This is a genomic window from Rhizobium sp. TRM95796, assembly GCF_025779995.1.
Classification (GTDB): Bacteria; Pseudomonadota; Alphaproteobacteria; order Rhizobiales; family Rhizobiaceae; genus Rhizobium_E.
Genome location: NZ_JAOXHE010000005.1, coordinates 95,934 through 120,477, shown reverse-complemented (window position 1 = coordinate 120,477; position 24,544 = coordinate 95,934). Strand labels below are relative to the sequence as shown.

Sequence of the window (24,544 nt, the reverse complement as noted above, 5' to 3'; positions counted from 1 at the left end):
GCATTCGGGGCGCGCCGACACCATCGCGCGCCCTGCCGTCTCGATGAGATTGCACATTCGGCTCTTCCGCCGGCCGCCCCTTGCGAATTGCCTCCCCTCTGTGCTTAATCGTTTGAAACCGTCTTGGGAGAGACGATGACAGGCTCGGGGGAGTTCATGAAAACGATATTGCGCGCGGTCCGATTCTGGATCGCGATTTTTCTCACCACCTTTTTGATCGCCAGCCAAAGCGCAGCCCAGGCCGCCGTCAAAGCGCCGGAAGACGTCGTTCAGGACTGGTACAAACTGATCCTGGAACTGGTCCGCCACACGCCCAATTATTCGCCGCCGGTGGCCAGCCGGTCCTTCGCCTATATCGGCGTAACCCTTTATGAAGTCACCGCGAGCGGCAAGAGCGACATGGTTTCGCTGGCCGGCCAGCTGAACGGGCTGACAGAGACGCCAAAGCGCGAAGCGGGCGCCGTCTATGACGAATCGATCGTGCTCAACGCCGCGATGAATTTCGCCGCCCAGAATTTCTTCGATCGCACGGGGCCGACCGGCCAGCGTGCGCTCGCCAGTCTCGGCAAGAAGATGCACGCCAAAGTGTCTACCGGCGCGCCGGACGATGTGTCGAAGCGCAGCGAGGCCTATGGGCTCGCCGTCGCGCGCCATATCCTCGAATGGTCGAAGAGCGACGGCGGCGCACTGGTGGAAAACATGGGCTTTCCGCGCGAATTCAAGCTGACGCCCGGCCCTGCCCATTGGGTTCCGACCAGCAAGATCGCCCAGCAACAAATGCCGCTGCTGCCGGACTGGGGCAACAATCGCCCCTTCGCCATGCCGTCGGGATCGACCTGCCCACTGCCGCCCGCGATCGCCTATAGCGAAGCGCCCGACAGCGATTTCTACAAGGAAGCCAAGGAAGTCTACAACGCCGTCAACGGCTTGACCGCCGAGCAGCGCATCATCGCGCGCTTCTGGTCCGACGATCCCATGTTGTCGCCGACGCCGCCCGGACACTGGCTGTTCATCGCGCTCGGCATCCTCAAGAAGGAAGACGCCGGAATCGAAAAGACGGTGGACGCGCTGGCGCGTCTGGGCGTGGCGGTGGCGGACGGCTTCATCGGCTGCTGGGACGCGAAGTTCAAGCATGATCTCGTGCGTCCGGTCACCTATATCAAGCGCGTGATCGATCCCAAATGGGAGCCGATCCTGATCACCCCGCCCTTCCCGGAATATCCGAGCGGCCACAGCACGCAATCGGGCGCCGCCGCCGCCGCTTTGACCGCCGTGTTCGGCGACGACTACGCGTTCGACGATCACACCCATGAAGACGACAATCTGCCCGTCCGGCATTTCAAAAGCTTCAGGGCGGCGGCCGAGGAGGCGGCGATTTCGCGTCTTTACGGCGGCATCCATTTCCGCGCCGCCATCATGCGCGGTTTGGAGCAGGGCGAGTGCATCGGCGCCTATGCGGTGAAGCTGAAGACGCGGGTCGGCGCATGAGACGGCTGGCCCTTACCCTTGCGATCGCGAGCGCCCTGACGCCGCTTTCGGCTCACGCGGGAACAGATGTCGCGCAACCTCGCTTCGAGGAGGAAACGGAGACCGCCGGCGTCAACAGCGTCTATTCCGGCGACTGGCAATATATGGTCGGCGGCGGCGCGGCGAGCTTCGACTGCAACAGCGACGGCTTCGAGGATCTCTGGCTCGCCGGCGGCGAAGGCAGCTCCAAGCTTTTCGTCAACTCATCGAAGCGGGGCGGCGACCTTAAATTCGAGGAGACAAAGAGCGGCGCGGAATTCGATGCCACCACCGGCGCATATCCGATCGACATCGATGGCGATGGGATCAAGGATCTCGTCGTGCTCCGGGTCGGGGAAAGCGTGGCGCTCAAGGGGCTGGGCGGCTGTAAATTCGAGCGCCCCAACGAGGCCTGGGGATTTACCGGCGGCGACGCCTGGTGGACTTCCTTCTCCGCCACCTGGGAGCGCGGGCTGAACTGGCCGACGCTGGCGCTCGGCGCCTATGTGGATCGCAACGAGGACACTTATCCCTGGGGCACCTGCACCGACAACTGGCTGCTCCGGCCGGAAGGCGCCGGCAGGCGTTTCGCCAAACCCTTACCGCTGACGCCGAGCTTCTGCCCGTTGTCGATCCTGTTCACCGACTGGAACCGGTCCGGAACTCCTTCGCTTCGCGTTTCCAACGACCGCGAATATTACAAGGGCGGCCAGGAGCAGATGTGGAAGATCCCATCCGGTGAGCCGCCGAAGCTCTTCACGCAGGAGGAAGGCTGGAAATATCTACGCATCTGGGGCATGGGCATCGCGAGTTACGACGTCGATTTCGACGGCTATCCCGAATATTTCCTGACCAGCATGGCGGACAACAAGCTGCAGGCGCTGGCTGCCATCCCGAAAGACGGCAAGCCGAAACCTGGTTACGCCGACATCGCCTTCGCCAAGGGCGCGACCGCGCATCGCCCCTATACCGGCGGCGAGTGGAAGCCCTCGACCGCCTGGCATACGGATTTCCAGGACGTCGACAATGACGGCCGGGTCGACCTGTTCATCGCCAAGGGCAATGTCTCGACCATGCCGGACTTCGCCATCAAGGATCCCAACAATCTGCTCATCCAGCAGCCGGACGGTAAATTCGCGGAGATGGGCGACAAGGCCGGGGTCGACAGCATGAAGACCTCGCGCGGCGCGGCGCTGGCCGACTTTAATCTCGATGGCCTCGTCGATCTCGTCGTCGTCAATCGCTGGGAGAACGCCCAGGTCTGGCGCAACGTCACCAAGGACGCCGGGCGCTTTATAGAGTTGCAGCTACGCCAGGACGGCGCCAATCGAGACGGCATCGGCTCCTGGGTCGAGGTCAAGCTCGGCGACCGCGTGCTCCGCCGCGAAATCACCATCGGCGGAGGACATGCCGGCGGATCGCTCGGCTGGATTCACTTCGGCGTGGGCGGGCTCGACAAGGTCCAGCTGCGGGTGATCTGGCCGGATGGCGAGGCGGAGCCGTGGCGCGACGTGGCGACGAACCGCTTCTACATGGTCATGCGCGGCAAGGCGCCGGAGGCTTGGGAGGGGAAGTAACCCCTCCCCGCCTGCTCACAGGATGAAGTCTGAAAGCTTCAAAGAATCGACATCGACGCGAATGGAGAAGTCGGCGACCCGGTCGCCGTCATCGTCGCCATACAGCACGCCTTTCGACAGACGCAATTCGCCGGCGTCGCCACTGAAGGCTGCGCCGCCGATATAATCGAATTGTTGGCGTCCGCGATATTCGGTATCGGCGTCGATCGAATGCAGGTCGATCAAATCGCCGTCTTTTCTGCTGAAATCGGTGATGGTGTCGCGGTGTTTTGTTTCGGGTCCATCTGCTGAATTGAAGTGGAATATGTCCGCGCCAGCGCCGCCGGTCAGGATATCCGCGCCGGCGAGACCGTCGAGGAAGTCGTTGCCCTTGCCGCCGGACAGCTTGTTGACGGCTTCGCCGCCCCAGAGCGTGTCGTTGTAATGCGAACCGATGGCGTTCTCGATATTGTTGTGATAGCGCTCGCCGGCGGCGGCCCCGCCCGGCTCGATCAGTTTGCCCTCGTAGTAAAGGGTGAAATAGTTCAGTTCGGTGACGACGCCGTCCTTGGCCTTGATGAAACTGATCGTGTCGTTGCCGGAACCGCCATCGAGGCCCGACACGTAAGACTCCTTCATCGGCTTGCCCATGCCGGCGTAGATCAAGTCATTGCCGGAGCCAGCATCCACCGATGTGCCTTTTGTCAAGACATACAGGGTGTCATTGCCACCGCCGCCATTGAGAACGCAATTTCCGAGCGTGCTCTTTCCGAGCGTCGTCGAGCCATAGAGAATGTCGTTGCCGGCGTCGCCGCTCAGCTCGTCGTTGCCATCCCCTCTGTTTTCTCCCGCATAAAGAACGTCATTGCCAGCGCCGCCCGAGAGTTCGTCTTCGCCCGCGTCGCCATGCAGAATATCATCGCCGGCATTGCCTTCCAGCGTGTCGTTGCCGGAGCCGCCGTAAAGACGGTCGGCGCCGCCGCGCCCTTCGAGAGAGTCTTGGCCGGCGTAACCGTAAATCCTGTCTGCGCCTGCCGTCCCGTACAGGATATCCAGACCGTTCGTTCCTTTGATGGTGTTGTATCTTCCAGCCATATCATCACCTTTTAAAAACAAAACAGCGATGATGTCCTGACCGAGGAATATGACCACACAGCGGCGGTCGACACCTTAAATGTGCATTGAGTGTTTTTGCTCTTTTTAGTATATATTGCGCCCTCAAAGCGGAGGCGCATCTACTTCATAAGTCCAGACCCGAAAGCCCTTGAGAAGGTGGGGCCCGAAAGAATTGACCAATGGGATGTCCGCAGCGTCTCGACCGCGGGCGACGACGATGCGGCCGATACGGGGGATATTGTTGCGCGGATCGAACGTCACCCAGCCGCAATCGAGATAGACTTCGATCCAGGCGCTGAAATCCATGGGATCGACCACGGGCACGCCGATGTCGCCGAGATGGCCGTTGATATAGCGGGCCGGAATATTGAGGCATCGGCACAGGGTGAGCGCGAGATGGGCATAGTCGCGGCAGACGCCGACTTTCTCCTCGAAGGCCTCGAAGGCGGTGCGGGTCGACCGGGCCTTCATATAGTCGAAGGCAATATGATTGTGCACGAAATCGCAAATGGCCTGCACGCGCCCCCAGCCGGCGGGAACGGCGCCAAACATATCCCATGCCGCCTGGCTCAGGCGATCGGTCTCGCTGTAGCGGCTGCCCATCAGATAGACGAGGCACTCATCCGGCAGTTCCGCGACCGGAACCTCCCGCGCGTCGAGCCTTGCCTGTTCGGGCAGGCCGCTGTCTCGGATCGTGGCGTCGCCCCAGATCGTCAGGTCTCCGGCCGGGGCCAGCAACCGACGGCACTTATTGCCGAACATGTCCAGATAGGTCGTAATCGGGAGCGCCGGCTGCGTGAAGGTCGTCTCCGGCGCGATCAGGTCGCCGGCGCGGTCCTCGTGGACCGAGAGAAGGCAGACGAGCGGGGTGGGATTCTCGCAATGAATGCTGATTTCATAACCGTAACGGATGAACATGCGATCACTTTCAAAATCAATGGACGGCGAACAGCGCATGGCGACGGCGCAGAAGATGGGCCGCCTCTTAGTCGCGAGAAGCGCTGCAGGCCCAGGCGGCGCCGCGAAGCGTCAGCGCTTTCCCTGCGGCGCCTTTGCGTCGGCGCCGGCCAGCTTCACCTGATTGCCGAACGCGACTTCCTGCTTGGGCGCCGGCTTGTCCTTCTTGGGCTTGCGAATTTCTTTGGAGCTGTGTTTTTGACCTTTGGCCATCGGCGTGGTCCCTCTCTTGAATTACGCCCTGCGGCGGTCTTGTTCCAGCGCTGCGTCGAGCACACCGGCGCTGATTTCCGGGAGGCGGCCAGACGGCCCGCGCATGCCGATCGCCGGGAGATGCATAACCGAGTCCACGCGCCGCCAGACGGCGCCCTCGTCGCCGACACATCGAACTTCATTGTGAATCACGTGATATTCGCCTTCCGGCAGCGCATGCTCGACCCCAGGAAGTTGGAACGAGCCATGAAAGCGAACCGTGGTCGACCTGCTGCGTTTGTTCATATTTTGTTCTTTCCAGCCTTTGGAGACGCAGTCCCCGAGGCGACGCGAAGTGCGGCGACTTGTGGTGATACAACGTCACATGCGGCTCAATGTTTCGGTACGAATAAAATTGCGCCGACGCGGCGCAGTCTCTTGGCATTCACAGATGAGGCGCAACCCAGGAGCCGTGCCTTCCGAGGAGAATCCAAATGCCGGCTCGCATGTGCAAGCGGACGCAAAGATCGACACCCGACTGTACATGGCGCATGGCCGGCAGGCAAGGCGTGACGCGACGAAGCGCCCTATAGGGATCGCAGGTTCAGGTCTTCAACGGCTCGAGACCGGCATAGAGGTCCAGCGCTTCCGGATTGGCGAGCGCCTCCTTGTTCTTGACCGGCCGGCCATGTACGACCTCGCGGACGGCGAGCTCGACGATCTTTCCGGATTTGGTGCGCGGGATGTCGGCGACCTGGATGATCTTGGCCGGCACATGCCGCGGCGAGGCGCCGGTGCGGATCTTGGTCTTGATCTTCTTGTCGAGATCGGCGTCGAGCGTCACGCCCGGCTGGAGGCGGACGAACAGAATGACGCGGACGTCGTCTTCCCAATCCTGACCGATGCAGATCGATTCCGCCACCTCCTCGAGCTGTTCGACCTGATTGTAGATTTCCGCCGTGCCGATGCGCACGCCGCCGGGATTGAGCGTGGCGTCCGAACGGCCGTGAATGATCAGGCCGCCATGCTCGGTCCATTCGGCGAAATCGCCATGGCACCAGACATTGTCGAAACGCTCGAAATAGGCCGCCTTGTATTTGGCGTCGTCTTTGTCGTTCCAGAAACCGACGGGCATGCAGGGGAAAGCCTTGGCGCAGACCAGTTCACCCTTTTCGCCGCGCACCGGCTTTCCTTCGTCATCCCAGACGTCGACGGCGAGACCGAGGCCCGGGCCCTGGATCTCGCCGCGCCAAACCGGCTTCACCGGGTTGCCGAGCACAAAGCAGGAGACGATGTCGGTGCCGCCCGAGATCGAGGCGAGCTGCACGTCGGGCTTTACGGCCTCGTAGATGAAGCTGAAGCCTTCGGGCGACAGCGGCGAGCCGGTGGAGGTGACGGCGCGCAAGCTCTTAAGATCATGCGTCTTGATCGGCTCGATGCCGCTCTTGCGCACGGCGTCGATGTATTTGGCCGATGTGCCGAACACGGCGAAGCGCTCGTCGGCGGCGTAATCCCAGAGAATCTCCCCGCTCGGGGCGAAAGGCGAGCCGTCGAACAGGCAGAGCGTCGCGCCGCTCGCCAGTCCCGAGACCAGCCAGTTCCACATCATCCACCCGCAGGTGGTGAAGTAGAAGAGCCGTTCGCCCGCGTGGAGATCGAGATGAAAACGCTGTTCCTTGAGATGCTGCAGCAGGGTCCCGCCCGCCGAATGGACGATGCATTTCGGCACGCCGGTGGTGCCCGACGAAAACAGGATGTACAGCGGATGACTGAAAGGAAGCGGTGTGAACTCGACCGCCTCGACCGGATAGGGCGCGATGAATTGCGCGAGCGTCCGTCCATCGGCGAGCGAAGCGGCCAGGCCATCGGCATCGCCGGCATAGGGGATGACCAGCACCGGCGCGCCGAGTTCCGGCTCGACGGCCCGGACCTTCGCAGCGACATCCTGAAGCTTGCCGTTATACCAGTAGCCGTCGCAGACGATGAACAGTTTCGGCTCGATCTGGCCGAAGCGGTCGAGCACGCCGCGCTCGCCGAAATCGGGCGAGCAGGACGACCAGATGACGCCCATGGAGGCGGCCGCCAGCATCAGCGCGATGGTCTCCGGCATGTTGGGCATCATAGCCGCGATACGGTCGCCTTTTTCGAGGCCCATGGCCCGGTAGGCCTGTTGAAGGCGCGAGACCATCGCCGCAAGGTCGTCCCAATTCCAGCGATAGGATACCTTGTCCTCGCCGCGAAAGATCAAGGCTGCGTCGGCGCCGGTCTGCGACAGCAGATTCTCGGCGAAATTGAGCGTGGCCTCCGGGAAGAAGCGGGCCTTCATCATGTCGTCGCCGTCGATGAGATCGCGCGCGCCCTTGTCGCCTATCACGCCGCAATAGTCCCATACCGCCGACCAGAATGATCCCCGCTCCGTGATCGACCACTGATGGAAGGCGTCATGATCGGGCAGGTCGACGCCGAACTTTTCCGCGCACCAGCGGCGGAACAACGTCATCTGGCTCTTCTCGATCTGCTCGTCAGACGGCGTCCAGAGCGGCTTGACTTCTCCCATGACTTCTCTCCTCAAACGCCCCTGAAGCGGGGTCCATTTGCGCCGCAATGCAGCATAAGTGCGCAGCGGTGGCAATCCCGCGTCCACAGCTGATCGATGCGCGTGAAGAGGCGAAATAAAGCAGTTTTTTACCAAGCTGCTTTACATTTTCGGCAGTTCTGCGGAGGGCCCCATGCCCCACATGATCATCGGTGTGTTGAAGCTCATTCTGGCGAGCCTGATTCTCGGCGCGGCCATGAATCTTCTCGGCCTGTCCGCCGAGCGGATCCTCGCGGGCTTCGGCATGTCGCCCGCCGACCTCTGGCTGCTCCTGCAACGATGTGTCGTCTGGGCCCTGCCGAATATCGGGCTGGGGGCGGCGGTGATCCTTCCGGTTTGGCTGCTGACCTATCTCTTCCTGCCGCCCCGCAGCGGATATGACGAATAAGGACCCGACCGCCATTACGCCTGGGCGGCTGCGGCGCGTTCGTCTCGCTCGCGTTGCGCTTCCTGACGTTTGGTGGCCAGGGACGCCGCGATCACGCCCAGCGTCACGAAGCCGATCAGAATTGTGCAGGCGGCGTTGATCTCGGGCGTCACGCCGAGCCGCACCTGACTATAGATCTTGATGGGCAGCGTGGTGGCGCCCGGGCCGGTGTTGAAGCTCGCAATCACCAGATCGTCCAGCGACAAGGTGAAGGCCAGCATCCAGCCCGACACCACAGCCGGCAGGATCAGCGGCAGGGTGATCTTGAAGAAGGTCTTGACCGGCGGGCAACCGAGATCGAGCGCCGCTTCCTCGAGGCTTCGGTCGAATGTCAACAGCCGCGACTGAACGACGATCGCCACATAGCACATGGTGAAGGTGGTATGGGCGATGGTGACCGTCCAGAAGCCGCGATCGATGTTGATGGCCACGAACAGCAGCAGCATGGACAGGCCGGTGATCACCTCCGGCATGACGATCGGCGCATAGATCATGCCCGAAAACAGCACCCGGCCGGGAAAGCGGGCGAAACGAGTCATCGTCAGCGCCGCGAGCGTTCCAAGCACCGTGGCGATGGTGGCGGAGAGCACGCCGACGCGGGCCGTGACCCAGGCCGCGTCCATCAGCGCCTGGTTCTGGAACATGGCCACGTACCAGCGCGTGGAAAAGCCGCCCCAGACCGTGACGAGCTTGGAGGCGTTGAAGGAATAGATCACCAGGATCAGAATCGGCACATAGAGGAAGGCGAAACCGATCGTCAGGAAGGTCGTATCGAATTTACCGGGTTTCATGGCTCGATCCTCACGCAGCTTTCTGCTGCTGATTCTGGTAGATCACGATCGGGATCACCAGCATGGCCAGCAGCACCACCGCAACGGCGGACGCCAGCGGCCAATCGCGATTGCCGAAGAATTCCACCCAGAGCGTCTTGCCGATCATCAACGTATCGGCGCCGCCCAGAAGGTCGGGAATGACGAACTCGCCGGTGATCGGGATGAAGCAGATCATCGACCCTGCGATCACGCCGGGAAGCGACAGCGGGAAAGTGATCTTCCAGAAGGCTTTCCAGGGCGGGCAACCGAGATCGCTCGCCGCCTCCAGCAAGGTGCCGTCGAGCTTCTCGAGCGCCGAATAGAGCGGCAGCACCATGAAAGGCAGGTAGGAATAGACAATGCCGATGAACACCGCATATTCGGTGCGGAACAGTTGCACCTGCTGGTCCGGCCCGAGGAGATGCAGAGATTGCAACAGCATGGTCAGGAGCCCCTCGGGCTTGAGAATACCGATCCAGGCATAGACGCGGATGAGAAAAGAGGTCCAGAACGGCAGGATCACCATCATCAACAATGTCGGGCGGATCTTGGCCGAGGACCTGGCCATGGCGAGCGCCATGGGATAGCCGATCAGCAACAAAAGCAGCGTGGAGATGGCTGCGATGCGGAGCGAGGACAGATAGGCCTTGATGTAGAGCGGATCCTCGGTCAGGTAGAGGTAATTCTCGACATCGAGCTGCGACAGGAAATCGCCCAATTGCGAGAAGCCCTCGAACACCGGCGTGTAGGGCGGCATGGCGATGTCGCTGTCCGACAGCGAGATCTTCAGGATGATGAAAAAGGGCGCGAGAAAGAACAGCGCCAGCCAGAGATAGGGGATGACGACCACCAGCCAGCGGCTGGGACGGCTGTGGGAAACGGCGCTCGGCTCCATGATCCCCTCCCCTATCGCGTCAGCACGAGGCCGGCGTCCGCCGACCAGGAAAGCCAGACTTTGTCTTCGAAAGTGATCGGCCGCTCGACATGGCGGGAGACATTGGCCTGTGCGGCGCGCAGCACGCGGCCGTCGGGCGTCTCGACGATGAAGACCGAGAAGTCTCCGAGATAGCCGATATCGATGACTTCGCCGGCGATGCAATTGGGGCGGCCAGTTTCAGCGGGCGGATCCAGCGAAATGCGGACCTTTTCCGGCCGGATGGCGAAGGCGACATTGGCGCCTGAGACCGCCGCGCATTCCTGCTCGACCTCGATCTTCAACTCGCCGGAACTCAGGCTGACCACGCCATGCTGACTGGCCGAACCTGTATTGGCCGAGACAACGCCCTCCATGATGTTGATGTCGCCGATGAAATCCGCGACGTAGCGGCTGTTGGGCGCTTCATAGATTTCGGCCGGGGTCGCCACCTGCACCACGATGCCCTTGTCCATCACCGCAATGCGGTCGGACACGGTCATGGCCTCTTCCTGATCGTGGGTGACGATCAGAAAGGTGAGGCCGAGACTGTGCTGGATGTCCATGAGTTCGAACTGGGTTTCCTCGCGCAGCTTGCGATCGAGCGCGCCGAGCGGCTCGTCGAGCAGCAGCACCTTGGGGCGCTTGGCGAGCGAACGGGCGAGCGCCACCCGCTGGCGCTGGCCGCCCGACAGCTGGCTCGGCTTGCGCTTGGCGAAATCGGTGAGCTTGACCAGCCTCAGCATTTCCTCGACGCGAGCGTCGATCTCGCTTTTGGCCATATTGTCCTGTTCGAGGCCGAAGGCGATGTTCTTGGCGACCGTCATATGCGGAAACAGCGCATAGGACTGAAACATCATATTGGTGGGCCGCTTATAGGGCGGCGTGCCGGATATATCCTTGCCCTGCAGCAGGATGCGGCCTTCGGTCGGCTCTTCGAAGCCGGCGAGCATGCGCATCAGCGTGGTCTTGCCACAGCCGGAGGGGCCGAGCAGCGAGAAGAATTCCTTCTCGTAGATGTCGAGGGTGAGATTGTCGACGGCGACGAAATCGCCGAACCGCTTGGTGACATTCTCGAACCGGATGAACGGCTTTTCGCTCTTATCCATCCATGGGCTGAACTTACGCTTTACGGGCCCCAGTGTCTTCGCCATTTTCCCCTCTGTCCGCTTTCCCGCGCCCGCGGTTGATCCGCATATGCGCGCGCTCATCTGTCGAGCGCCTTAGTCTCGAAAGCGGCGGGGCTACGGCCCCGCCGCAAGCCCCTGGAAGGGTTACTCGCCTGTTTTGATCTGCGTCCAAATCCGGTTCAGCACACGCTGTTCCTTCGGCGCATAAGGCGAAATGGTGAAGAGCTTCGCCAGAGTCTCTTTGGTCGGATAGACGGATGCGTTCTTGAACACGGCCTCGTCGAGCAGCTTCTGCGATTCCAGATTGCCGTTGGCGTATTGGACATAGTTCGACGACTTGGCGATCACGTCGGGGCGCATCATGAAATTGATGAATTCATGCGCTTCCTCGACATGCGGCGCATCGGCCGGAATGGCGAGGTTGTCGAACCACATATAGGTCCCTTCCTTGGGGATCACATAGTCGATCTTGACGCCGTTCTTGGCTTCCTCGGCGCGGCTTTTCGCCTGCAGAACGTCGCCCGACCAGCCGATCGTGATGCACACGTCGCCATTGGCGAGGTCGTCGATATAGGCGGACGCATTGAAAGTGCGCACGAAGGGACGGATCTTCTTGTAGACTTCGCCGCCGGCTTCGAGATCGGCGGTCTTCTTGCTGTCGCCGCCGAGGCCGAGATAGTTCATGGCGATGGCGAAGGTTTCGTCCGACGCGTCGAGAATATTGATGCCGCAGGACTTCAGCTTCTCGGCGTTTTCGGGCTTGAACAGCACATCCCAGCTGTCGATCGGCATGTCGCCCAGCGCGGCCTTCACCTTGTCGACATTATAGCCGATGCCGGTGGTGCCCCACATGTAGTTGACGGCGTATTCGTTGCCGGGATCGTATTTCGCGAGACGTTCGGAGACGACCGGCCACATATTCTTGAGGTTCGGCAGCTTGGACTTGTCGAGCTTCTGGAACACGCCGGCCTTGATCTGGCGGGCGAGGAACGGCCCGGTCGGCACCACTACGTCATAGCCGGAACCGCCGGCCAAGAGCTTGGTCTCCAGCAGATCATTGGAGTCGAAGACGTCGTAGACGACCTTGATCCCGGTCTCCTTGGTGAACTCCTCGAGGACGGAGCTATCGATGTAATCGGACCAGTTGTAGACGTTGACCACCCGATCCGCCGCCTGGACGGACCAGCCGGCAGACATGGCGAAGACAACCCCCGCCGCGAGACCAACCAACTGTTTTTTCATGATAAACTACTCCTGTTTTGTCCGGATCGGTTTTCGATTTATGATGTCCCGGCTTCCCCGCTGTAAACAGATTAGAAAGGATTTTGCAGCGCGACAACTGAAAAATGGAAAGGTTTGAACAAGTTGATGAGCGGGTGTGTTTTCAACACGATGTCTACTGGAAATCGAACACGCTCAATCCCGCCACCATCTCGTCCAGTCCCAGCGGGCGGGTGAGCGGCGGCTCGGCGCGAGCGAGGCAGCCGGCGCGTTCGCAGAGACGACAGCCTGCGCCGATCGGCAGGGGCTCCAACGCTTGGCGGCCATAGACGATCTGGCCGGCATGCGCCGCATCACAGCCGAGCAGCAGGGCCGTGCGTCTGACGCGTTCGCCATAGCCGGCCACCGGTCCCTCCAGCGTGCGCGCCACGGTGAGAAAGCGGCCGCCATCCGGCATTTCGACCATTTCCGACAACACCTGCCCGGGTGAGGCGAAGACCGCATGCACCGAGAGTTTCGGGCAGGCGCCGCCGAAGCGGATATGCGGATAGCCCTCTGCGCCCAACGTGCGCACTCGGTTCCCCGCCGCATCCACCTCCATGAGGAAAAACGGCAGCCCCGCCGATCCCGGTCGCTGAAGCGTCACGAGCCGGCTGGCCGCCTGCTCGAAAGAAGCCTTGAAGCGTGCGGCCAGCAGGCCGATGTCATAGGCGCCGCGCTGCGCCGCCGTCAGCATCGCGCCATAGGGCATCATCAGCGCATGGGCCGCATAACGGCCGAGTTCGAAACGGCCGATGCGACGCGCTTCGGCGGACGACAGAGGCAGCGCCTCGAGCGCAGCGGCAATCTCGATCCGGAGCGCGATCTGGCAGGCCTCCTGCGCCATCTCGCGCAATTGATCATGCGGATAAAGGCGTTCGGAGAGAAACAGGCGCTGCGAATGCCGGTCGTATCGGCGACGAAGATTGGGCATGGCGTGGATCGGCAGCGTGCGCACCACGACGCCATGCTCGGCGCGCAGCCATTCGCGCAGCGCATGGGCCAGGTCCTCGCCCGGATCGAGCCTGGCGTGAAAGGCTTCGGCTGCGGCGTCCACCGCCTCGAAGTAATAGGGCATTGTCGAAAACACCTCGCGCGCCTCGTCCATCGGCAGGCGCGCGGAGGCGAGCGGCGCGTCATGGCCGGCCTGGGCCAGCATGCCGGCGAGATCGGAGAGCCGGGCCGCCTGCTCGCGATAGGCGCGGTAAAGCTTGATCAGTCCCTGAGCGGCGTTGGGCGCGGCGTCGGCGACTTCGACCAGCTCCTCAGAGCCCGGGATTTCACCCTGGAGCAACGGATCGGAAAAGACTTCCCGAAGCTCCCCGACCACGCTTTTCGCCTCGCCGCGCAACTCCTCGACATCGATCTTGTAGACGGAGGCCAGCTTGAGGATCAGTTGCACGGTGAGCGGCCGCTGATTGCGCTCGATGAGATTGAGATAGGACGGCGATATGCCCAGCGCCTGGGCCATCGCCGTCTGCGTGACGCCGAGGCCATTGCGGATGCGCCTTACGCGCGGCCCGGCGAAGATCTTCATCTCCGACATTTGTCACTCCTTTTACAAAAGATCCATTGGTGACGAACATTTACAGACTTTACAGATTTACAGCATGATCTTGTAAATCCCTCAACACTATAACCCGTTCTCAGAGCTGATTTCCATTTATTTTCTGGATTTTTTTGCGCTGCAATGTAAATTCTTCTTATCAACGAGATAGCAAGCAGCTCTCGCAGCATTAACTGCCCAGAATGAATGGAGGAAAATATGACAGACTTTTACAATCTCATCCCGAACGCTCCCAAGAGCCGCTATGACGGCATCGAGCGCAGCTACACGGCTGATGACGTCAAGCGTCTGCGCGGTTCGGTGGAGATCAAATATTCGCTCGCCGAAATGGGCGCCAACCGGCTGTGGCAGTTGATCCACGAAGAGGATTTCGTCAACGCGCTCGGCGCTCTCTCGGGCAACCAGGCCATGCAGATGGTCCGCGCCGGTCTGAAGGCGATCTACTTGTCGGGCTGGCAGGTCGCCGCAGACGCCAACACCGCATCGTCGATGTATCCGGACCAGTCCCTCTACCCGGCCAACGCCGCCCCCGAGCTCGCCAAGCGCATCAACAAGACGCTGCAGCGCGCCGACCAGATCGAGACCCAGGAAGGCAAGGGCCTATCGGTCGACACCTGGTTTGCGCCGATCGTCGCCGACGCCGAAGCCGGTTTCGGCGGCCCGCTGAACGCCTTCGAGATCATGAAAGCCTTCATCGAGGCCGGCGCCGCAGGCGTGCATTATGAAGACCAGCTGGCGTCGGAAAAGAAATGCGGCCATCTCGGCGGCAAGGTCCTGATCCCCACCGCCGCCCATATCCGCAACCTGACCGCGGCGCGGCTCGCCGCCGACGTGATGGGCACGCCGACGCTGATCATCGCCCGCACCGATGCGGAAGCGGCCAAGCTCCTGACCTCCGATATCGACGAGCGCGACCAGCCCTTCGTCGATTACGACGCCGGCCGCACCACCGAAGGCTTCTACCAGGTTCGCAACGGCATCGATCCCTGCATCGCCCGCGCCATTTCCTATGCGCCCTATTGCGACATGATCTGGATGGAAACCTCCAAGCCCGATCTCGAACAGGCGCGCAAATTCGCCGAAGCGGTGCACAAGGTGCATCCGGGCAAGAAGCTCGCCTATAACTGCTCGCCGTCGTTCAACTGGAAGAAGAACCTCGATGACGCGACCATCGCCAAATACCAGAAGGAACTCGGGGCGATGGGCTACAAGTTCCAGTTCATCACGCTCGCCGGCTTCCACCAGCTGAATTACGGCATGTTCGAGCTGGCGCGCGGCTACAAGGATCGGCAGATGGCCGCCTATTCGGAGCTGCAGCAGGCGGAATTCGCCGCCGAGATCAACGGCTACACCGCCACCAAACATCAGCGCGAAGTCGGCACCGGCTATTTCGACGCCGTCTCCATGGCGATCTCGGGCGGCAAGTCATCGACCACCGCGATGAAGGAATCCACCGAACACGACCAGTTCCGCCCTGCGGCGGAGTGATTTCCCTGCGCCTGCCCTTCCGGCGGACGCCGGGAGGGCCTTTTGAACCATCATGAACCCCGAGATAATCAAGAGGAGAAATGCCATGACCGTCCAGACCCGCGTCAAGGAACGCGCCGAAGAACAAGCCATCACCATGACCGCCGAGCAACAGGCCGCGATCCGCATGCTCGCCAATGACCTGCACAGGCTCAACCACACCGTCATGAAGGCGGTCGACGCCGGCGTCTCGGTCGAACTGATCCGCTCGGCGCGGCATCACAACGAGGGCAACTGGGGCGACCTGATGATCCCGGTGATCGTCACGCAAGGCGGGTGACGCAGTCGAGGCGGAGGGATCCCGCGAGCAAGGGGATCCCGTCGCTGTCTTCTGTGAACAGGCGGCTCACGCGGCGCGAAGCCTGCCGCTTTCAGCGCGCTCGAGTTCGAACCGGCCAACGAGCGACATCAGCCGGTCCGCCTCTCCCGACAGGGCGAAGGTCGCTGCCCCGGTTTCTTCGGCCATGGCAGCGTTGCGCTGGGTCAATTGATCGAGCCGTCCAACAGCTTCATTGACCTCGGCGATCGAAGCCGACTGCTCCCGGCTTGACTGGGCGATGCCGCCGATCTGGGCGGAGATGCTGGTGATTGCGTCAGATATTTCCAGAAGCGCGGCCCCCGTGCGGCTGACGAGATCCGCGCCGATTTCGACCTCGCGGGTCGAATTGCCGATGAGATCCGATATCTCCTTGGCGGCCACGGACGAGCGATGGGCCAGTTCGCGCACTTCCTGAGCGACGACGGCGAAGCCACGTCCGGCCTCCCCCGCCCGCGCCGCCTCGATGCCGGCGTTCAGCGCGAGGAGATTGATCTGGAACGCGATCTCGTCGATCACATCGATGATCCTTGCGATCCGTCCCGAGGTCGACTGGATGCGCTGCATGGCGCGCGTGGCGTCGTCCACCACGATGCTGGAATTCTCCGCCGCGCGACGGGCGGATCCGACGGTCAGATCCGCATTCCCCGCCTGTTGGGCCGAGCGTCGCACCGTCGTGTGAATGCCGTCGACGGCGGCGGCGGTTTCCTCCAACGACGCCGCCTGCTGTTCGGTGCGGACCGCCAAAGCCTTGGCGCTCTCCGTCATCTGCACGCCATTCTCCTGGATCTGGACCGAAGCGCCGCGGATCTCGACGAGCGTGTCGCGCAATCCGCCGACGGAGGCGTTGAAATCCAGACGCAACTTATCGAGCTGCCCTGCAAACGGCGTGTCGAGCGAAATCGCCAGCCTGCCGCGCGCCAGCGAATCCAGACCGAAAGCCAAGGCTTCGACCGCTTCGGCGATCTCGGCGTTGCGGCGCTCTCTATCGGCTTCGTGCCGCCGCCGCTCGGCCTCGGTTCTCGACTGTTCTTCGACGCTTCGGCGCTCCAGATCCCGCTTGGTCAGCGCGTTGGATTTGAACACGTCGAGCGCGCGCGCCATGTCGCCGATCTCGTCGCGGCGGTCGCTGCCGACGACCACGGTGTCGAGCGCGCCGTCGGCGACGCGGCGCATGGCGCCGGTGATTCGCGCGATAGGGCCCCGCAGGGTGTAGACCAGAGCGCCGCCGGAGAGAATCGCGATCGCCACGCCCGCCAGACTGGCGACGAGCGACAGCGCATTGGCGGCGCTGCCTTCCTGCTCCGCAGCGGTCTTCTGATTTTCGGCGAAGCCGGCGAGTTGCATCCCGACGGCGTCGATTCCGCGTGTCGCTTCGGCGAACAGTCCGGCCCGCTCGGCGGTCGTGCCGATCAGGGCCGCGCTGTCGCTATCGATCGCGTCGAGCGCGGGCAGAAGCAGCGCCGATTGCTGTTTGGCGAAAGCGAGGTCTCCGGCTGTGCCTTCCAGCGAGAACATCGCTTTGCGGCAGAGCGCGATCTGTTCGGCGAGCGCGTTACGCTTGGTTTCCGATCGATCGAGCATGAAGCTGGAATAAGCGATACGGGCGAGGAACGCGGCGTCGACCACCCTGCGCGCATCCTGCGTAACGAGCTCGGACTTTGCGAGTTGGCCTTCCAGCTCCGCGAATGTCGCCGACACGTCTTTCATGCGCGTCGTCGCAGCCGCGTCGAGCATCGGCGACAGCGTCATGAGGCCGTCGAGCTCGGCCAGCGCCCCGGCAGCGGCATCCGGCGCACGCGGCTCGGCCTCGAGCAGGGCTTTCAGCGTCTTCAAGCGCTTCGAGAAATCTTTCCCCGCCGCCTTGGCGTCTTTAGGCAGCGCCGGCGCCATCAACTTGTGGCGCAGTTTGAGCTCGTCCAGGTTCGCCGCAAGTCCCTTCAGACGGGCGGCGTCGTCGGACGCTTGGAGGAAATCGCGACGCGAGGCGCCCGCCAGGGCGGTTGCTGCGAGGATCTTGTCGGCCTGCCTCAGGCGCTCGCGTGCGTCCTGTTCGGCAGCGCGGATGGTTTTCTCGTAAGCCGTCGCCTCCTGTTGCAACACGGCCTGAGACGACACCACCACGGACATCGCCGCATTCAGCTTGTTCTCCAGAGCCTGCTCGCGCCGATGGACCTGCCATAGCGTGTCCATGCGGGCGCGGATGTCGCTGACCTGTGCGAGGGCGTCGGCGAGATCCGACACGCCTTCGGCTTTTCCATTCAGGCCGATCCGGGCGATGTCGAGGGTCTTTTCCTGTTCGGACAGCCTTGACTGGAGAGTAGCCCGGCTTTGCTCGCTCGTGTCGGAAAGAAATGTAATCATCGCCGCATAGACGTCCTTGAAGCCGCGCAACGATGTCGTCGCGGCGCTGGCGACCGCAATGCGATTTTGCAGGGCCGCCGAGGAGAGAACGCCCACCAGCCCGACCGCGGAGATGCTGAGAACAAAGGGCAGAACCAGCACCACGACCTTGGTGCGGATACTGAAGCGCGATAGAATACGATCGATCCAAATCATGATCCAAATCCCGAATGAGGATCGCCGCCTCCCTTCGCACGACCCCTGAATTTCCACGGGAGATAGCAATGCGGGCCGTGAAGACGCGGTTAATGGAACTTGGACAAACGCAAATATCATGAAATCTTCACAAGCACTGAAAAATCAGCGGCATGACTGGCGTCTGAGCGTGATGGACCGTCACATTACGACACAAAATTTGCACTTTCGAGCCATACCGTTAACCGCCGGATTTGCGTCTCGTCGAGGCGGCCGGCCGTTCAGATCTGAGAGCGCGCGTTTTTTCCGCCGCTGAACAGCTCCGCATGCGCCTTGAGCAATTTGGCCAGACGATCGGCGACCAGGCGAATTTCGCGTCTGGCGCGATCGTCGCTATGCGTCACCAGCCATTGGCGATGGCGCAGCGAGATGATCTCTTCGCCGGCCCGCTCCAGTTGCGGATCGCGGTCGCCGATGAAGCAGGGCAACACGGCCATCCCGGCGCCGGCGCGAATGAGATCGAGAAGCGAACGTGGGCGATTGACGGTCATCGAGATAGCCCCCGGCTTTTCCCGATGCGGCCATTGCAGATAGGCGGAATGCGCTTCCGCCTCCTCCACCGCGATCCAGCGATCATAGTCCACGCCGTTGCGCCGTCGAAAGGGCGCATAGGCGACTTCGCTGATCAAGCGGGCGGCGAGATTGGGTTCCTCGGGCTCGTGGGCGCGCATGCCGATATGATGTTCGCGATGGCTCAACTGCGACCGCTGTTCGCCGATCGACAGGTCGAGCCGGATCGGATCGCGCCGGGTCACGAGAGAGCCGACATTCTCCGACACGAACAGGCCGATCCAGCTGCCGAGCGCAATGCGGATCGTCACCGCGCCCTTGGCCTCACTCTGCCATTGTTCGACGCGGCGAGCGGCGCCCTCCATGACGAGAAGCTCCGAAAACAACGCCTGGCCATCCGACGTCAGCGCATAGCCGGTCGGGCTGCGATGAAAAAGCGACCGACCCAGGCGCTCTTCGAATTGCAGCACACGGCGACCGAGAGTGGCGGCGCTGAGGCCGGTGGCGTGCGCCGCGCCCGTCAATCCGCCATAGCGGGCGACGGTCAGAAAAATCTGATAGGCGTCCCAGGGAATGTCTTTCATTCTTGAAAAACCGATCTCGATTTTGGAGATATATACCTCTCATTTTGAATGACAGTCTGCAAGCGTCGCCAATGAGATTGGCTCCATGAATGGAGGAGAGACGCGATGCACGCGATTCTGACCGCCTTTTTCTACGCCCGCCACTGCGAGATGATGCGAGAGCGCCGCCGGTGGCGGGAGCCTTGCCCGCAACAGGCCCGGCCCTCGCTTCTCGCTCGGCTGCTGCGACGAGGTCATTAAACAAAAAATGCCCGGCGGGATGCGCCGGGCATTTGGGAAGCGATCGTGGATGACGCCGATCAGACGTTCAAGAGCAGATATTCCCGCTCCCACGGGCTGATCACTTGCATGAAGGTCTCGAATTCGCCGCGTTTGACGCCGGCATACATGCCGATGAACTCGTCGCCGAACACGTCGCGCAGAGCAGGCTCCGTCTCGAGCTGCGACACGCCCTCCAGCAAGCCGCGCGGCAGTTCGACGGAGCCTTCGTTGGCCGTGCCGTCGGACGGCGGCGTCGGCTCGAGCCCCTTGACGATGCCGAGATAGCCGGCCGCGAGCGAAGCCGCCAGCGCCAGGTAGGGATTGGCGTCCGAACTCGGCAGACGGTTCTCCACGCGGCGAGCGGCGGCGTCGGACACCGGCACGCGGAAGGCCGTGGTGCGGTTGTCGTTGCCCCAGGCATTGTTGACGGGGGCGGCCATGCCCGGCGTCAGCCGCCGGTAGGAATTCACATAGGGCGCCATCATCACCAGCGTCTTCGGCACATATTGCTGCATGCCGCCGATGAAGTGATAGAATTCCTTGGACGCCGAACCATCCGGATTTGAGAAGATGTTCTTGCCGCTCCTGGCGTCCACCACCGACTGATGGATGTGCATGGCCGAACCCGCCTGGCCCTGCATCGGCTTGGCCATGAAGGTCGCGTAGATGCCATGCCCCAGCGCCGCCTCGCGGATGGTGCGCTTGAACAGGAAGACCTGGTCGGCCAGCTCGATCGGATCGCCGTGACGCAGGTTGATTTCCAGCTGCGCCGGCCCCTCCTCGTGGATCAGCGTATCGATCTCGAGGCCCTGCGCCGCGGAGAAGTGGTAGATATCGTCGATCAACTCGTCGAATTCGTTGATGCCGGCGATCGAATAGCCCTGCCCGCCCTGGATGGAGCGGCCGGACCGGCCCTGCGGCGGCCGGAGCGGGTAATCGGGGTCGTCGTTCTTGGCGACGAGATAGAACTCGATTTCCGGCGCCACCACCGGCTTCCAGCCGCGCTCCTTATAGAGATCAAGCACATGCTTGAGCACGTTGCGCGGCGTATAGCGCACCGCCTTGCCCTCGGTGTCGACGATGTCGCAGATCACCTGGGCCGTGGGATCGGTTTCCCAGGGAACGACCGAAAGCGTCGACAGATCCGGAACCAGCTTGATGTCGCTGTCGCGGGAATCGTAGCGAAACTCCTCCGTCTCGTCCGGATACTCGCCCGATATCGTATGACGGAAAATCGCCGACGGCAGCGCCAGCGACGTGTTGGACGTGAATTTCGACGTCGGCATCATCTTGCCGCGCGGAACGCCGGCGAGATCGGGCGTGATGCATTCGATGTCCTCGATACCACGGGCGCGAAGCCATTCGGCGGCTTCCTTCCAGGTGTCGACGCCGCGCAGGCGAGAGATTTTGGGCGATGGCTTTGGAGGAAGAACGGTCGAGGCTTTTGCAGTCTTTGTATGCGCTTTCCTAGCGGCCATGATACACCGGTTTGAGGTTTATGATGGGGCGATCATAGCGTTTCCCGCGCATTTGGCGAGGGGGCAGCCACTTTTTGGGCAAAGTTTTAACCGAACCTACGGCTGAATCGGTATTTTAATTCTTTCTTGAGAAAGACTGCGGATCGTAGTCTTATCATGGCGGCTCATGAACAGGAGTGAAGAATGGCAGGACATCACCAACGCCGGCGCGCAGTCGCGATCGCCAAGGCGGAGAAGGCCGACACCACCGCCCGGCTGTTCTGGATCGCGACGCTCTCGGCGGGTTTCGCCGCGCTTTACGTGATCTCCCTCTTCCTCGCCTGAACGGCAATACATCGCTTTTCGACGCGCCGCCTTACGCGGCGCGGCTCTCTGGTCTTGCCGTCGAGGCTGCCCCGCAGTCGCTCGAGGGGAGACGACCACAGGTTGGATTGCTCCTGCTTATATAGGTAATCCAAAATTAACAGGAACTGTGGATATTGCCAGGATCGACGATGATGTCGACTGACCGTAAACCACTTTCGCAATGACTGCGACGTGACGGCGCCGGAACCGGCCTGCGCGGAGCTTTATCGCCTGGCATGATCGACGCAACGGTCAGATGCCTTGGCGAGGAGCACCTGATGAACATCGACCGTATTTTGTCCCGGTTCAAGATTCAAACCAAAGTCCTGATCTTCATTCTCCCGTTCGTCGTGAGCATCACGGCTGTCGGTTTGACTGGGCTATACGCCTCGGGTCTGCTCCAGGAGCGCATGGAAATTTCCAACAGCGTGCTTCAGAGCCTGAGCGGTTTCCGCGACGTGTCGGACAAAATGAACAAGTTCCTGGACGAAACGACGCCGGAACTGCGCGATACGGTGAAGAATCAGTTGATCGCCCAGCGGGATCTCTTGAACCAGATGCTGTCGCAGCTGGATGAGAACGCCGAGGGCTGGTCCGATCTTTCAGAAGCGACGAAATCCATCAACGGCGTGATCGATCGCTTCGATGGCCTCTGGGCGCTGCACGAGAAAGAGGAAGCGCTGAAGAAGGCGATCCGCGACGGCGAAAACGTCATCGTCGGCTCGCAGATGAAACTCAACGAGTCGGCCACGGAATTGCAGCGCGCCGTCCGCACCGATGAAAGTGCGGCGAAATCCATGCTGCGCGAAGCGGAGCGCATCACCACGTCGGCGGCGTTCCTCAGCGATCTCGCCAGCAAATATACGCGCCAGAAGAGCCCGGAAGAGAAGCTGAAATTCGTCCAGGGCAACCTGGACGAACTCAAGAAGCGGGCGCGCATCCTGCGCGCCGCGCTCCCGGCCAAGAACAAGGCGGTCTCACAATCGCTGCAGACTGCCGTCGGCGATCTCGCCGCCCTTTCGTCCGCCACGAGCGCCACCGACGATCTCGCCGCCAAGATGAACACGAAACTGTCGAGCTTTAGGCAGATCTCCGTCTATCTCGGTCTCGCCGCGTCGCAGAAGATGAAGGAAGCCACGCTGAAATTCGCCGAACTCGACCAGCCGCTGGTCAAGGCCGAAGGCGTGCTCGGCGACAGCCGCAAGGTCGTCAGCGCCGGCTATTCCATTCAAATCGAACTCGCCCGCTTCATGATCGCCCCCACGGCCGAAAATCTCGCGCGCCTCAAGAAGGAATTCGACATCGTCAAGACCGACATGGTCGCCCTGTCGGGATCGGCGCATGATCTCGACTTCTTCAAGAAGCTCGAAAGCGCGCTTCTGCCCGCCGTCGCCAAGATGGACACGGACAGCAAGGCGCTGGTGTCGGTGACCGACGAGCGCATGGGCCAGTTCACCGCCGCCGCCGCCGATATCGACGCGATCTGGAAGCAGCTGACGGCGTTTGCCGAACTGCAGAAGGAAAGCGCCGGCAAGGAGCGCGACAGCGCCAACTCCATCTCGGTCGGCGCCACCATCACCGGCATCCTCATCGCCATCTTCGCCGGCATCGGCCTGGTCATGACCTTCAAGGGTCCGATCGGCCAGATCACCTCGGCCATGCGCAAGCTCGCCGAGGGCGTGCTCGACACCCGGATCAACGGCGAGGCCCGCATCGACGAAATCGGCGAAATGGCGCGCGCGCTCGGCGTCTTCAAGCAGAACGCCCTGTCCAAGATCGAGATCGAGCAGCGCTCCGACGCCGAACGCGCCGCAGCCGAAGAAGAACGCCGCCGCAACGACGCCGAGAAGCTCGACGTCGACCGCCAGATCGACTTCGCGGTGAATGCGCTCGCCGCCGGGCTGGGCCGTCTCTCCCAGGGCGACATTTCCCAGACGATCGAAACGCCGTTCTTCGGCAAGCTGGAGACGCTGCGCGCCGACTTCAACTCCTCGCTGTCCAAGCTGCAGGACACGATGGCGCGCATTCGCGAAAACACCGAGATGATCCAGCATAACGCCGGCGAAATGAGCGCGGCCGCCGACGATCTCGCCAAGCGCACCGAACAGCAGGCCGCGGCGCTCGAACAGACCGCCGCCGCCGTCGAGGAGATCACGGTCACCGTGAAATCTTCCGCCGAACGCGCCGAAGAGGCCAATCGCATCGTCGGCGAGACCAAGAAGAGCGCCGACGCATCCTCCACCGTCGTCTCCTCCGCCATCGACGCCATGGGCCGCATCGAAGACGCCTCCAACCAGATCGTACAGATCATCGACGTCATCGACGACATCGCCTTCCAGACCAACCTGCTCGCGCTCAACGCCGGCATCGAGGCGGCGCGGGCCGGTGAAGCCGGCAAGGGTTTCGCCGTCGTCGCCCAGGAAGTGCGCGAACTGGCGCAACGTTCGGCCGGCGCCGCCCAGCAGATCAAGGATCTGATCGGCAAGTCGAGCACGGAAGTCTCCTCCGGCTCGCGGCTGGTGCAGCAGACCGGCGAGGTTTTGGCGGAAATCTCGCACAAGATCGTCACCGTGTCGGAGCGGGTCGAGGCCATCGCCATGGCCAGCCGCGACCAGTCCAACGCGCTGGCCGAGGTCAATTCGTCGGTCAATTCGATGGACCAGATGACCCAGCGCAACGCCGCCATGGTGGAGGAGACCAACGCCGCCACCCGCCAGCTCGCCGACGAAGCCGACAATCTCATGGGCCTCGTCCAGCAGTTCCGACTGGCCGGCCAAAGCCATCAGGCAAGACGGGCGGCCTGAGTTCCAACCTGGCGAAAACCCCCAAAAAACGCGGTCAAGCCGCGTTTTTTACGTTTTGCGAGACGAGTAGATTCACCATTTCTAAAACG

The 24,544-nt window shown here is 62.1% G+C and carries 20 protein-coding genes; 7 read left to right on the top strand and 13 right to left on the bottom strand.

All coding sequences use genetic code 11. The annotated features are described in order from the left end of the window. The first annotated feature begins 156 nt into the window (after positions 1 to 156). Together OCK01_RS11950 and OCK01_RS11945 are read left to right on the top strand one after the other, a co-directional pair. Positions 157 to 1,488 carry a vanadium-dependent haloperoxidase gene (locus tag OCK01_RS11950; RefSeq protein ID WP_263824100.1) on the top strand — a complete coding sequence of 444 codons (1,332 nt, stop codon included), beginning with the start codon at positions 157 to 159 and terminating at the stop codon, positions 1,486 to 1,488. Then, on the top strand, positions 1,485 to 3,083 hold the full coding sequence (locus tag OCK01_RS11945) for a CRTAC1 family protein (RefSeq protein WP_263824099.1): 1,599 nt from the start codon (positions 1,485 to 1,487) through the stop codon (positions 3,081 to 3,083). The genes OCK01_RS11950 and OCK01_RS11945 overlap by 4 nt, the downstream gene beginning before the upstream one ends. A 15-nt stretch (positions 3,084 to 3,098) precedes the next feature. On the opposite strand, the gene OCK01_RS26455 is transcribed toward OCK01_RS11945, so the two are convergent. The 5 genes from OCK01_RS26455 to OCK01_RS11915 all read right to left on the bottom strand — a co-directional run bounded on the left by OCK01_RS26455 (position 3,099) and on the right by OCK01_RS11915 (position 7,884). After that, positions 3,099 to 4,157 carry a calcium-binding protein gene (locus OCK01_RS26455; RefSeq protein WP_318530239.1) on the bottom strand — a complete coding sequence of 353 codons (1,059 nt, stop codon included), beginning with the start codon at positions 4,155 to 4,157 and terminating at the stop codon, positions 3,099 to 3,101. Between the two features lie 123 nt (positions 4,158 to 4,280). After that, positions 4,281 to 5,096, bottom strand: coding sequence for a transglutaminase-like domain-containing protein (locus tag OCK01_RS11930; protein ID WP_263824098.1), 816 nt, complete (start codon positions 5,094 to 5,096; stop codon positions 4,281 to 4,283). Positions 5,097 to 5,207: 111 nt separating this feature from the next. Then, a complete protein-coding gene (locus OCK01_RS11925) occupies positions 5,208 to 5,348 on the bottom strand; it encodes a hypothetical protein (RefSeq protein ID WP_182827227.1) in 141 nt (46 codons plus the stop codon). Positions 5,349 to 5,369: 21 nt separating this feature from the next. Then, the gene (locus OCK01_RS11920) at positions 5,370 to 5,633 is read right to left on the bottom strand and encodes a hypothetical protein (RefSeq protein ID WP_263824097.1); all 264 of its coding nucleotides are present in this window, start codon (positions 5,631 to 5,633) and stop codon (positions 5,370 to 5,372) included. A 298-nt stretch (positions 5,634 to 5,931) separates the two neighbouring features. Next, complete coding sequence (locus tag OCK01_RS11915) at positions 5,932 to 7,884, bottom strand: acetoacetate--CoA ligase (protein ID WP_263824096.1); 1,953 nt, start codon at positions 7,882 to 7,884, stop codon at positions 5,932 to 5,934. Between the two features lie 172 nt (positions 7,885 to 8,056). Here OCK01_RS11915 and OCK01_RS11910 point away from each other — a divergent pair, with 172 nt between their 5' ends. Further along, complete coding sequence (locus OCK01_RS11910; protein ID WP_263824095.1) at positions 8,057 to 8,311, top strand: hypothetical protein; 255 nt, start codon at positions 8,057 to 8,059, stop codon at positions 8,309 to 8,311. A gap of 14 nt (positions 8,312 to 8,325) precedes the next feature. Here the strand turns inward: OCK01_RS11910 and OCK01_RS11905 are convergent, their stop codons facing one another. From OCK01_RS11905 to OCK01_RS11885, 5 genes are all read right to left on the bottom strand, one after another. Continuing rightward, positions 8,326 to 9,141 (bottom strand): ABC transporter permease, encoded by an 816-nt coding sequence (locus tag OCK01_RS11905; protein ID WP_182827231.1) that lies wholly within the window; start codon positions 9,139 to 9,141, stop codon positions 8,326 to 8,328. Positions 9,142 to 9,151: 10 nt separating this feature from the next. After that, the gene (locus tag OCK01_RS11900; protein ID WP_263824094.1) at positions 9,152 to 10,057 is read right to left on the bottom strand and encodes an ABC transporter permease subunit; all 906 of its coding nucleotides are present in this window, start codon (positions 10,055 to 10,057) and stop codon (positions 9,152 to 9,154) included. Between the two features lie 11 nt (positions 10,058 to 10,068). Then, the gene (locus tag OCK01_RS11895) at positions 10,069 to 11,229 is read right to left on the bottom strand and encodes an ABC transporter ATP-binding protein (RefSeq protein ID WP_263824093.1); all 1,161 of its coding nucleotides are present in this window, start codon (positions 11,227 to 11,229) and stop codon (positions 10,069 to 10,071) included. Positions 11,230 to 11,349: 120 nt separating this feature from the next. Then, complete coding sequence (locus OCK01_RS11890; protein ID WP_263824472.1) at positions 11,350 to 12,402, bottom strand: polyamine ABC transporter substrate-binding protein; 1,053 nt, start codon at positions 12,400 to 12,402, stop codon at positions 11,350 to 11,352. Between the two features lie 199 nt (positions 12,403 to 12,601). Further along, the gene (locus tag OCK01_RS11885) at positions 12,602 to 14,011 is read right to left on the bottom strand and encodes a helix-turn-helix domain-containing protein (RefSeq protein WP_263824092.1); all 1,410 of its coding nucleotides are present in this window, start codon (positions 14,009 to 14,011) and stop codon (positions 12,602 to 12,604) included. Positions 14,012 to 14,230: 219 nt separating this feature from the next. Between OCK01_RS11885 and aceA the strand changes: the two genes are divergently transcribed. After that, positions 14,231 to 15,520, top strand: coding sequence for an isocitrate lyase (gene aceA / locus OCK01_RS11880; protein ID WP_263824091.1), 1,290 nt, complete (start codon positions 14,231 to 14,233; stop codon positions 15,518 to 15,520). Positions 15,521 to 15,605: 85 nt separating this feature from the next. Beyond that, on the top strand, positions 15,606 to 15,839 hold the full coding sequence (locus OCK01_RS11875) for a hypothetical protein (RefSeq protein WP_263824090.1): 234 nt from the start codon (positions 15,606 to 15,608) through the stop codon (positions 15,837 to 15,839). A gap of 66 nt (positions 15,840 to 15,905) precedes the next feature. On the opposite strand, the gene OCK01_RS11870 is transcribed toward OCK01_RS11875, so the two are convergent. The 3 genes from OCK01_RS11870 to OCK01_RS11860 all read right to left on the bottom strand — a co-directional run bounded on the left by OCK01_RS11870 (position 15,906) and on the right by OCK01_RS11860 (position 21,306). Continuing rightward, a complete protein-coding gene (locus tag OCK01_RS11870) occupies positions 15,906 to 18,434 on the bottom strand; it encodes a methyl-accepting chemotaxis protein (protein ID WP_263824089.1) in 2,529 nt (842 codons plus the stop codon). A 260-nt stretch (positions 18,435 to 18,694) separates the two neighbouring features. Further along, positions 18,695 to 19,567 (bottom strand): LysR family transcriptional regulator, encoded by an 873-nt coding sequence (locus tag OCK01_RS11865; RefSeq protein ID WP_263824088.1) that lies wholly within the window; start codon positions 19,565 to 19,567, stop codon positions 18,695 to 18,697. A gap of 299 nt (positions 19,568 to 19,866) precedes the next feature. After that, entirely contained in the window at positions 19,867 to 21,306 is a 1,440-nt protein-coding gene (locus OCK01_RS11860) for a glutamine synthetase family protein (RefSeq protein WP_263824087.1), read from the bottom strand. A 183-nt stretch (positions 21,307 to 21,489) separates the two neighbouring features. Here OCK01_RS11860 and OCK01_RS11855 point away from each other — a divergent pair, with 183 nt between their 5' ends. Both OCK01_RS11855 and OCK01_RS11850 read left to right on the top strand, forming a co-directional pair. Continuing rightward, entirely contained in the window at positions 21,490 to 21,630 is a 141-nt protein-coding gene (locus OCK01_RS11855) for a hypothetical protein (protein ID WP_263824086.1), read from the top strand. Positions 21,631 to 21,929: 299 nt separating this feature from the next. Continuing rightward, positions 21,930 to 24,455 carry a methyl-accepting chemotaxis protein gene (locus tag OCK01_RS11850; RefSeq protein WP_263824085.1) on the top strand — a complete coding sequence of 842 codons (2,526 nt, stop codon included), beginning with the start codon at positions 21,930 to 21,932 and terminating at the stop codon, positions 24,453 to 24,455. Positions 24,456 to 24,544: the final 89 nt, after the last annotated feature.

Coding starts and splice junctions, on each gene's coding strand:
- OCK01_RS11885 (WP_263824092.1), bottom strand. CDS start 14,011: ATGTCGGAGATGAAGATCTTCGCCGGGCCGCGCGTAAGGCGCATCCGC.
- OCK01_RS11895 (WP_263824093.1), bottom strand. CDS start 11,229: ATGGCGAAGACACTGGGGCCCGTAAAGCGTAAGTTCAGCCCATGGATG.
- OCK01_RS11865 (WP_263824088.1), bottom strand. CDS start 19,567: ATGAAAGACATTCCCTGGGACGCCTATCAGATTTTTCTGACCGTCGCC.
- OCK01_RS11875 (WP_263824090.1), top strand. CDS start 15,606: ATGACCGTCCAGACCCGCGTCAAGGAACGCGCCGAAGAACAAGCCATC.
- OCK01_RS11855 (WP_263824086.1), top strand. CDS start 21,490: ATGGCAGGACATCACCAACGCCGGCGCGCAGTCGCGATCGCCAAGGCG.
- OCK01_RS11900 (WP_263824094.1), bottom strand. CDS start 10,057: ATGGAGCCGAGCGCCGTTTCCCACAGCCGTCCCAGCCGCTGGCTGGTG.
- OCK01_RS11860 (WP_263824087.1), bottom strand. CDS start 21,306: ATGGCCGCTAGGAAAGCGCATACAAAGACTGCAAAAGCCTCGACCGTT.
- OCK01_RS11915 (WP_263824096.1), bottom strand. CDS start 7,884: ATGGGAGAAGTCAAGCCGCTCTGGACGCCGTCTGACGAGCAGATCGAG.
- OCK01_RS11945 (WP_263824099.1), top strand. CDS start 1,485: ATGAGACGGCTGGCCCTTACCCTTGCGATCGCGAGCGCCCTGACGCCG.
- OCK01_RS11890 (WP_263824472.1), bottom strand. CDS start 12,402: ATGTCTGCCGGCTGGTCCGTCCAGGCGGCGGATCGGGTGGTCAACGTC.
- OCK01_RS11920 (WP_263824097.1), bottom strand. CDS start 5,633: ATGAACAAACGCAGCAGGTCGACCACGGTTCGCTTTCATGGCTCGTTC.
- OCK01_RS11850 (WP_263824085.1), top strand. CDS start 21,930: ATGAACATCGACCGTATTTTGTCCCGGTTCAAGATTCAAACCAAAGTC.
- OCK01_RS11925 (WP_182827227.1), bottom strand. CDS start 5,348: ATGGCCAAAGGTCAAAAACACAGCTCCAAAGAAATTCGCAAGCCCAAG.
- aceA (WP_263824091.1), top strand. CDS start 14,231: ATGACAGACTTTTACAATCTCATCCCGAACGCTCCCAAGAGCCGCTAT.
- OCK01_RS11930 (WP_263824098.1), bottom strand. CDS start 5,096: ATGTTCATCCGTTACGGTTATGAAATCAGCATTCATTGCGAGAATCCC.
- OCK01_RS11910 (WP_263824095.1), top strand. CDS start 8,057: ATGCCCCACATGATCATCGGTGTGTTGAAGCTCATTCTGGCGAGCCTG.
- OCK01_RS26455 (WP_318530239.1), bottom strand. CDS start 4,157: ATGGCTGGAAGATACAACACCATCAAAGGAACGAACGGTCTGGATATC.
- OCK01_RS11950 (WP_263824100.1), top strand. CDS start 157: ATGAAAACGATATTGCGCGCGGTCCGATTCTGGATCGCGATTTTTCTC.
- OCK01_RS11905 (WP_182827231.1), bottom strand. CDS start 9,141: ATGAAACCCGGTAAATTCGATACGACCTTCCTGACGATCGGTTTCGCC.
- OCK01_RS11870 (WP_263824089.1), bottom strand. CDS start 18,434: ATGATTTGGATCGATCGTATTCTATCGCGCTTCAGTATCCGCACCAAG.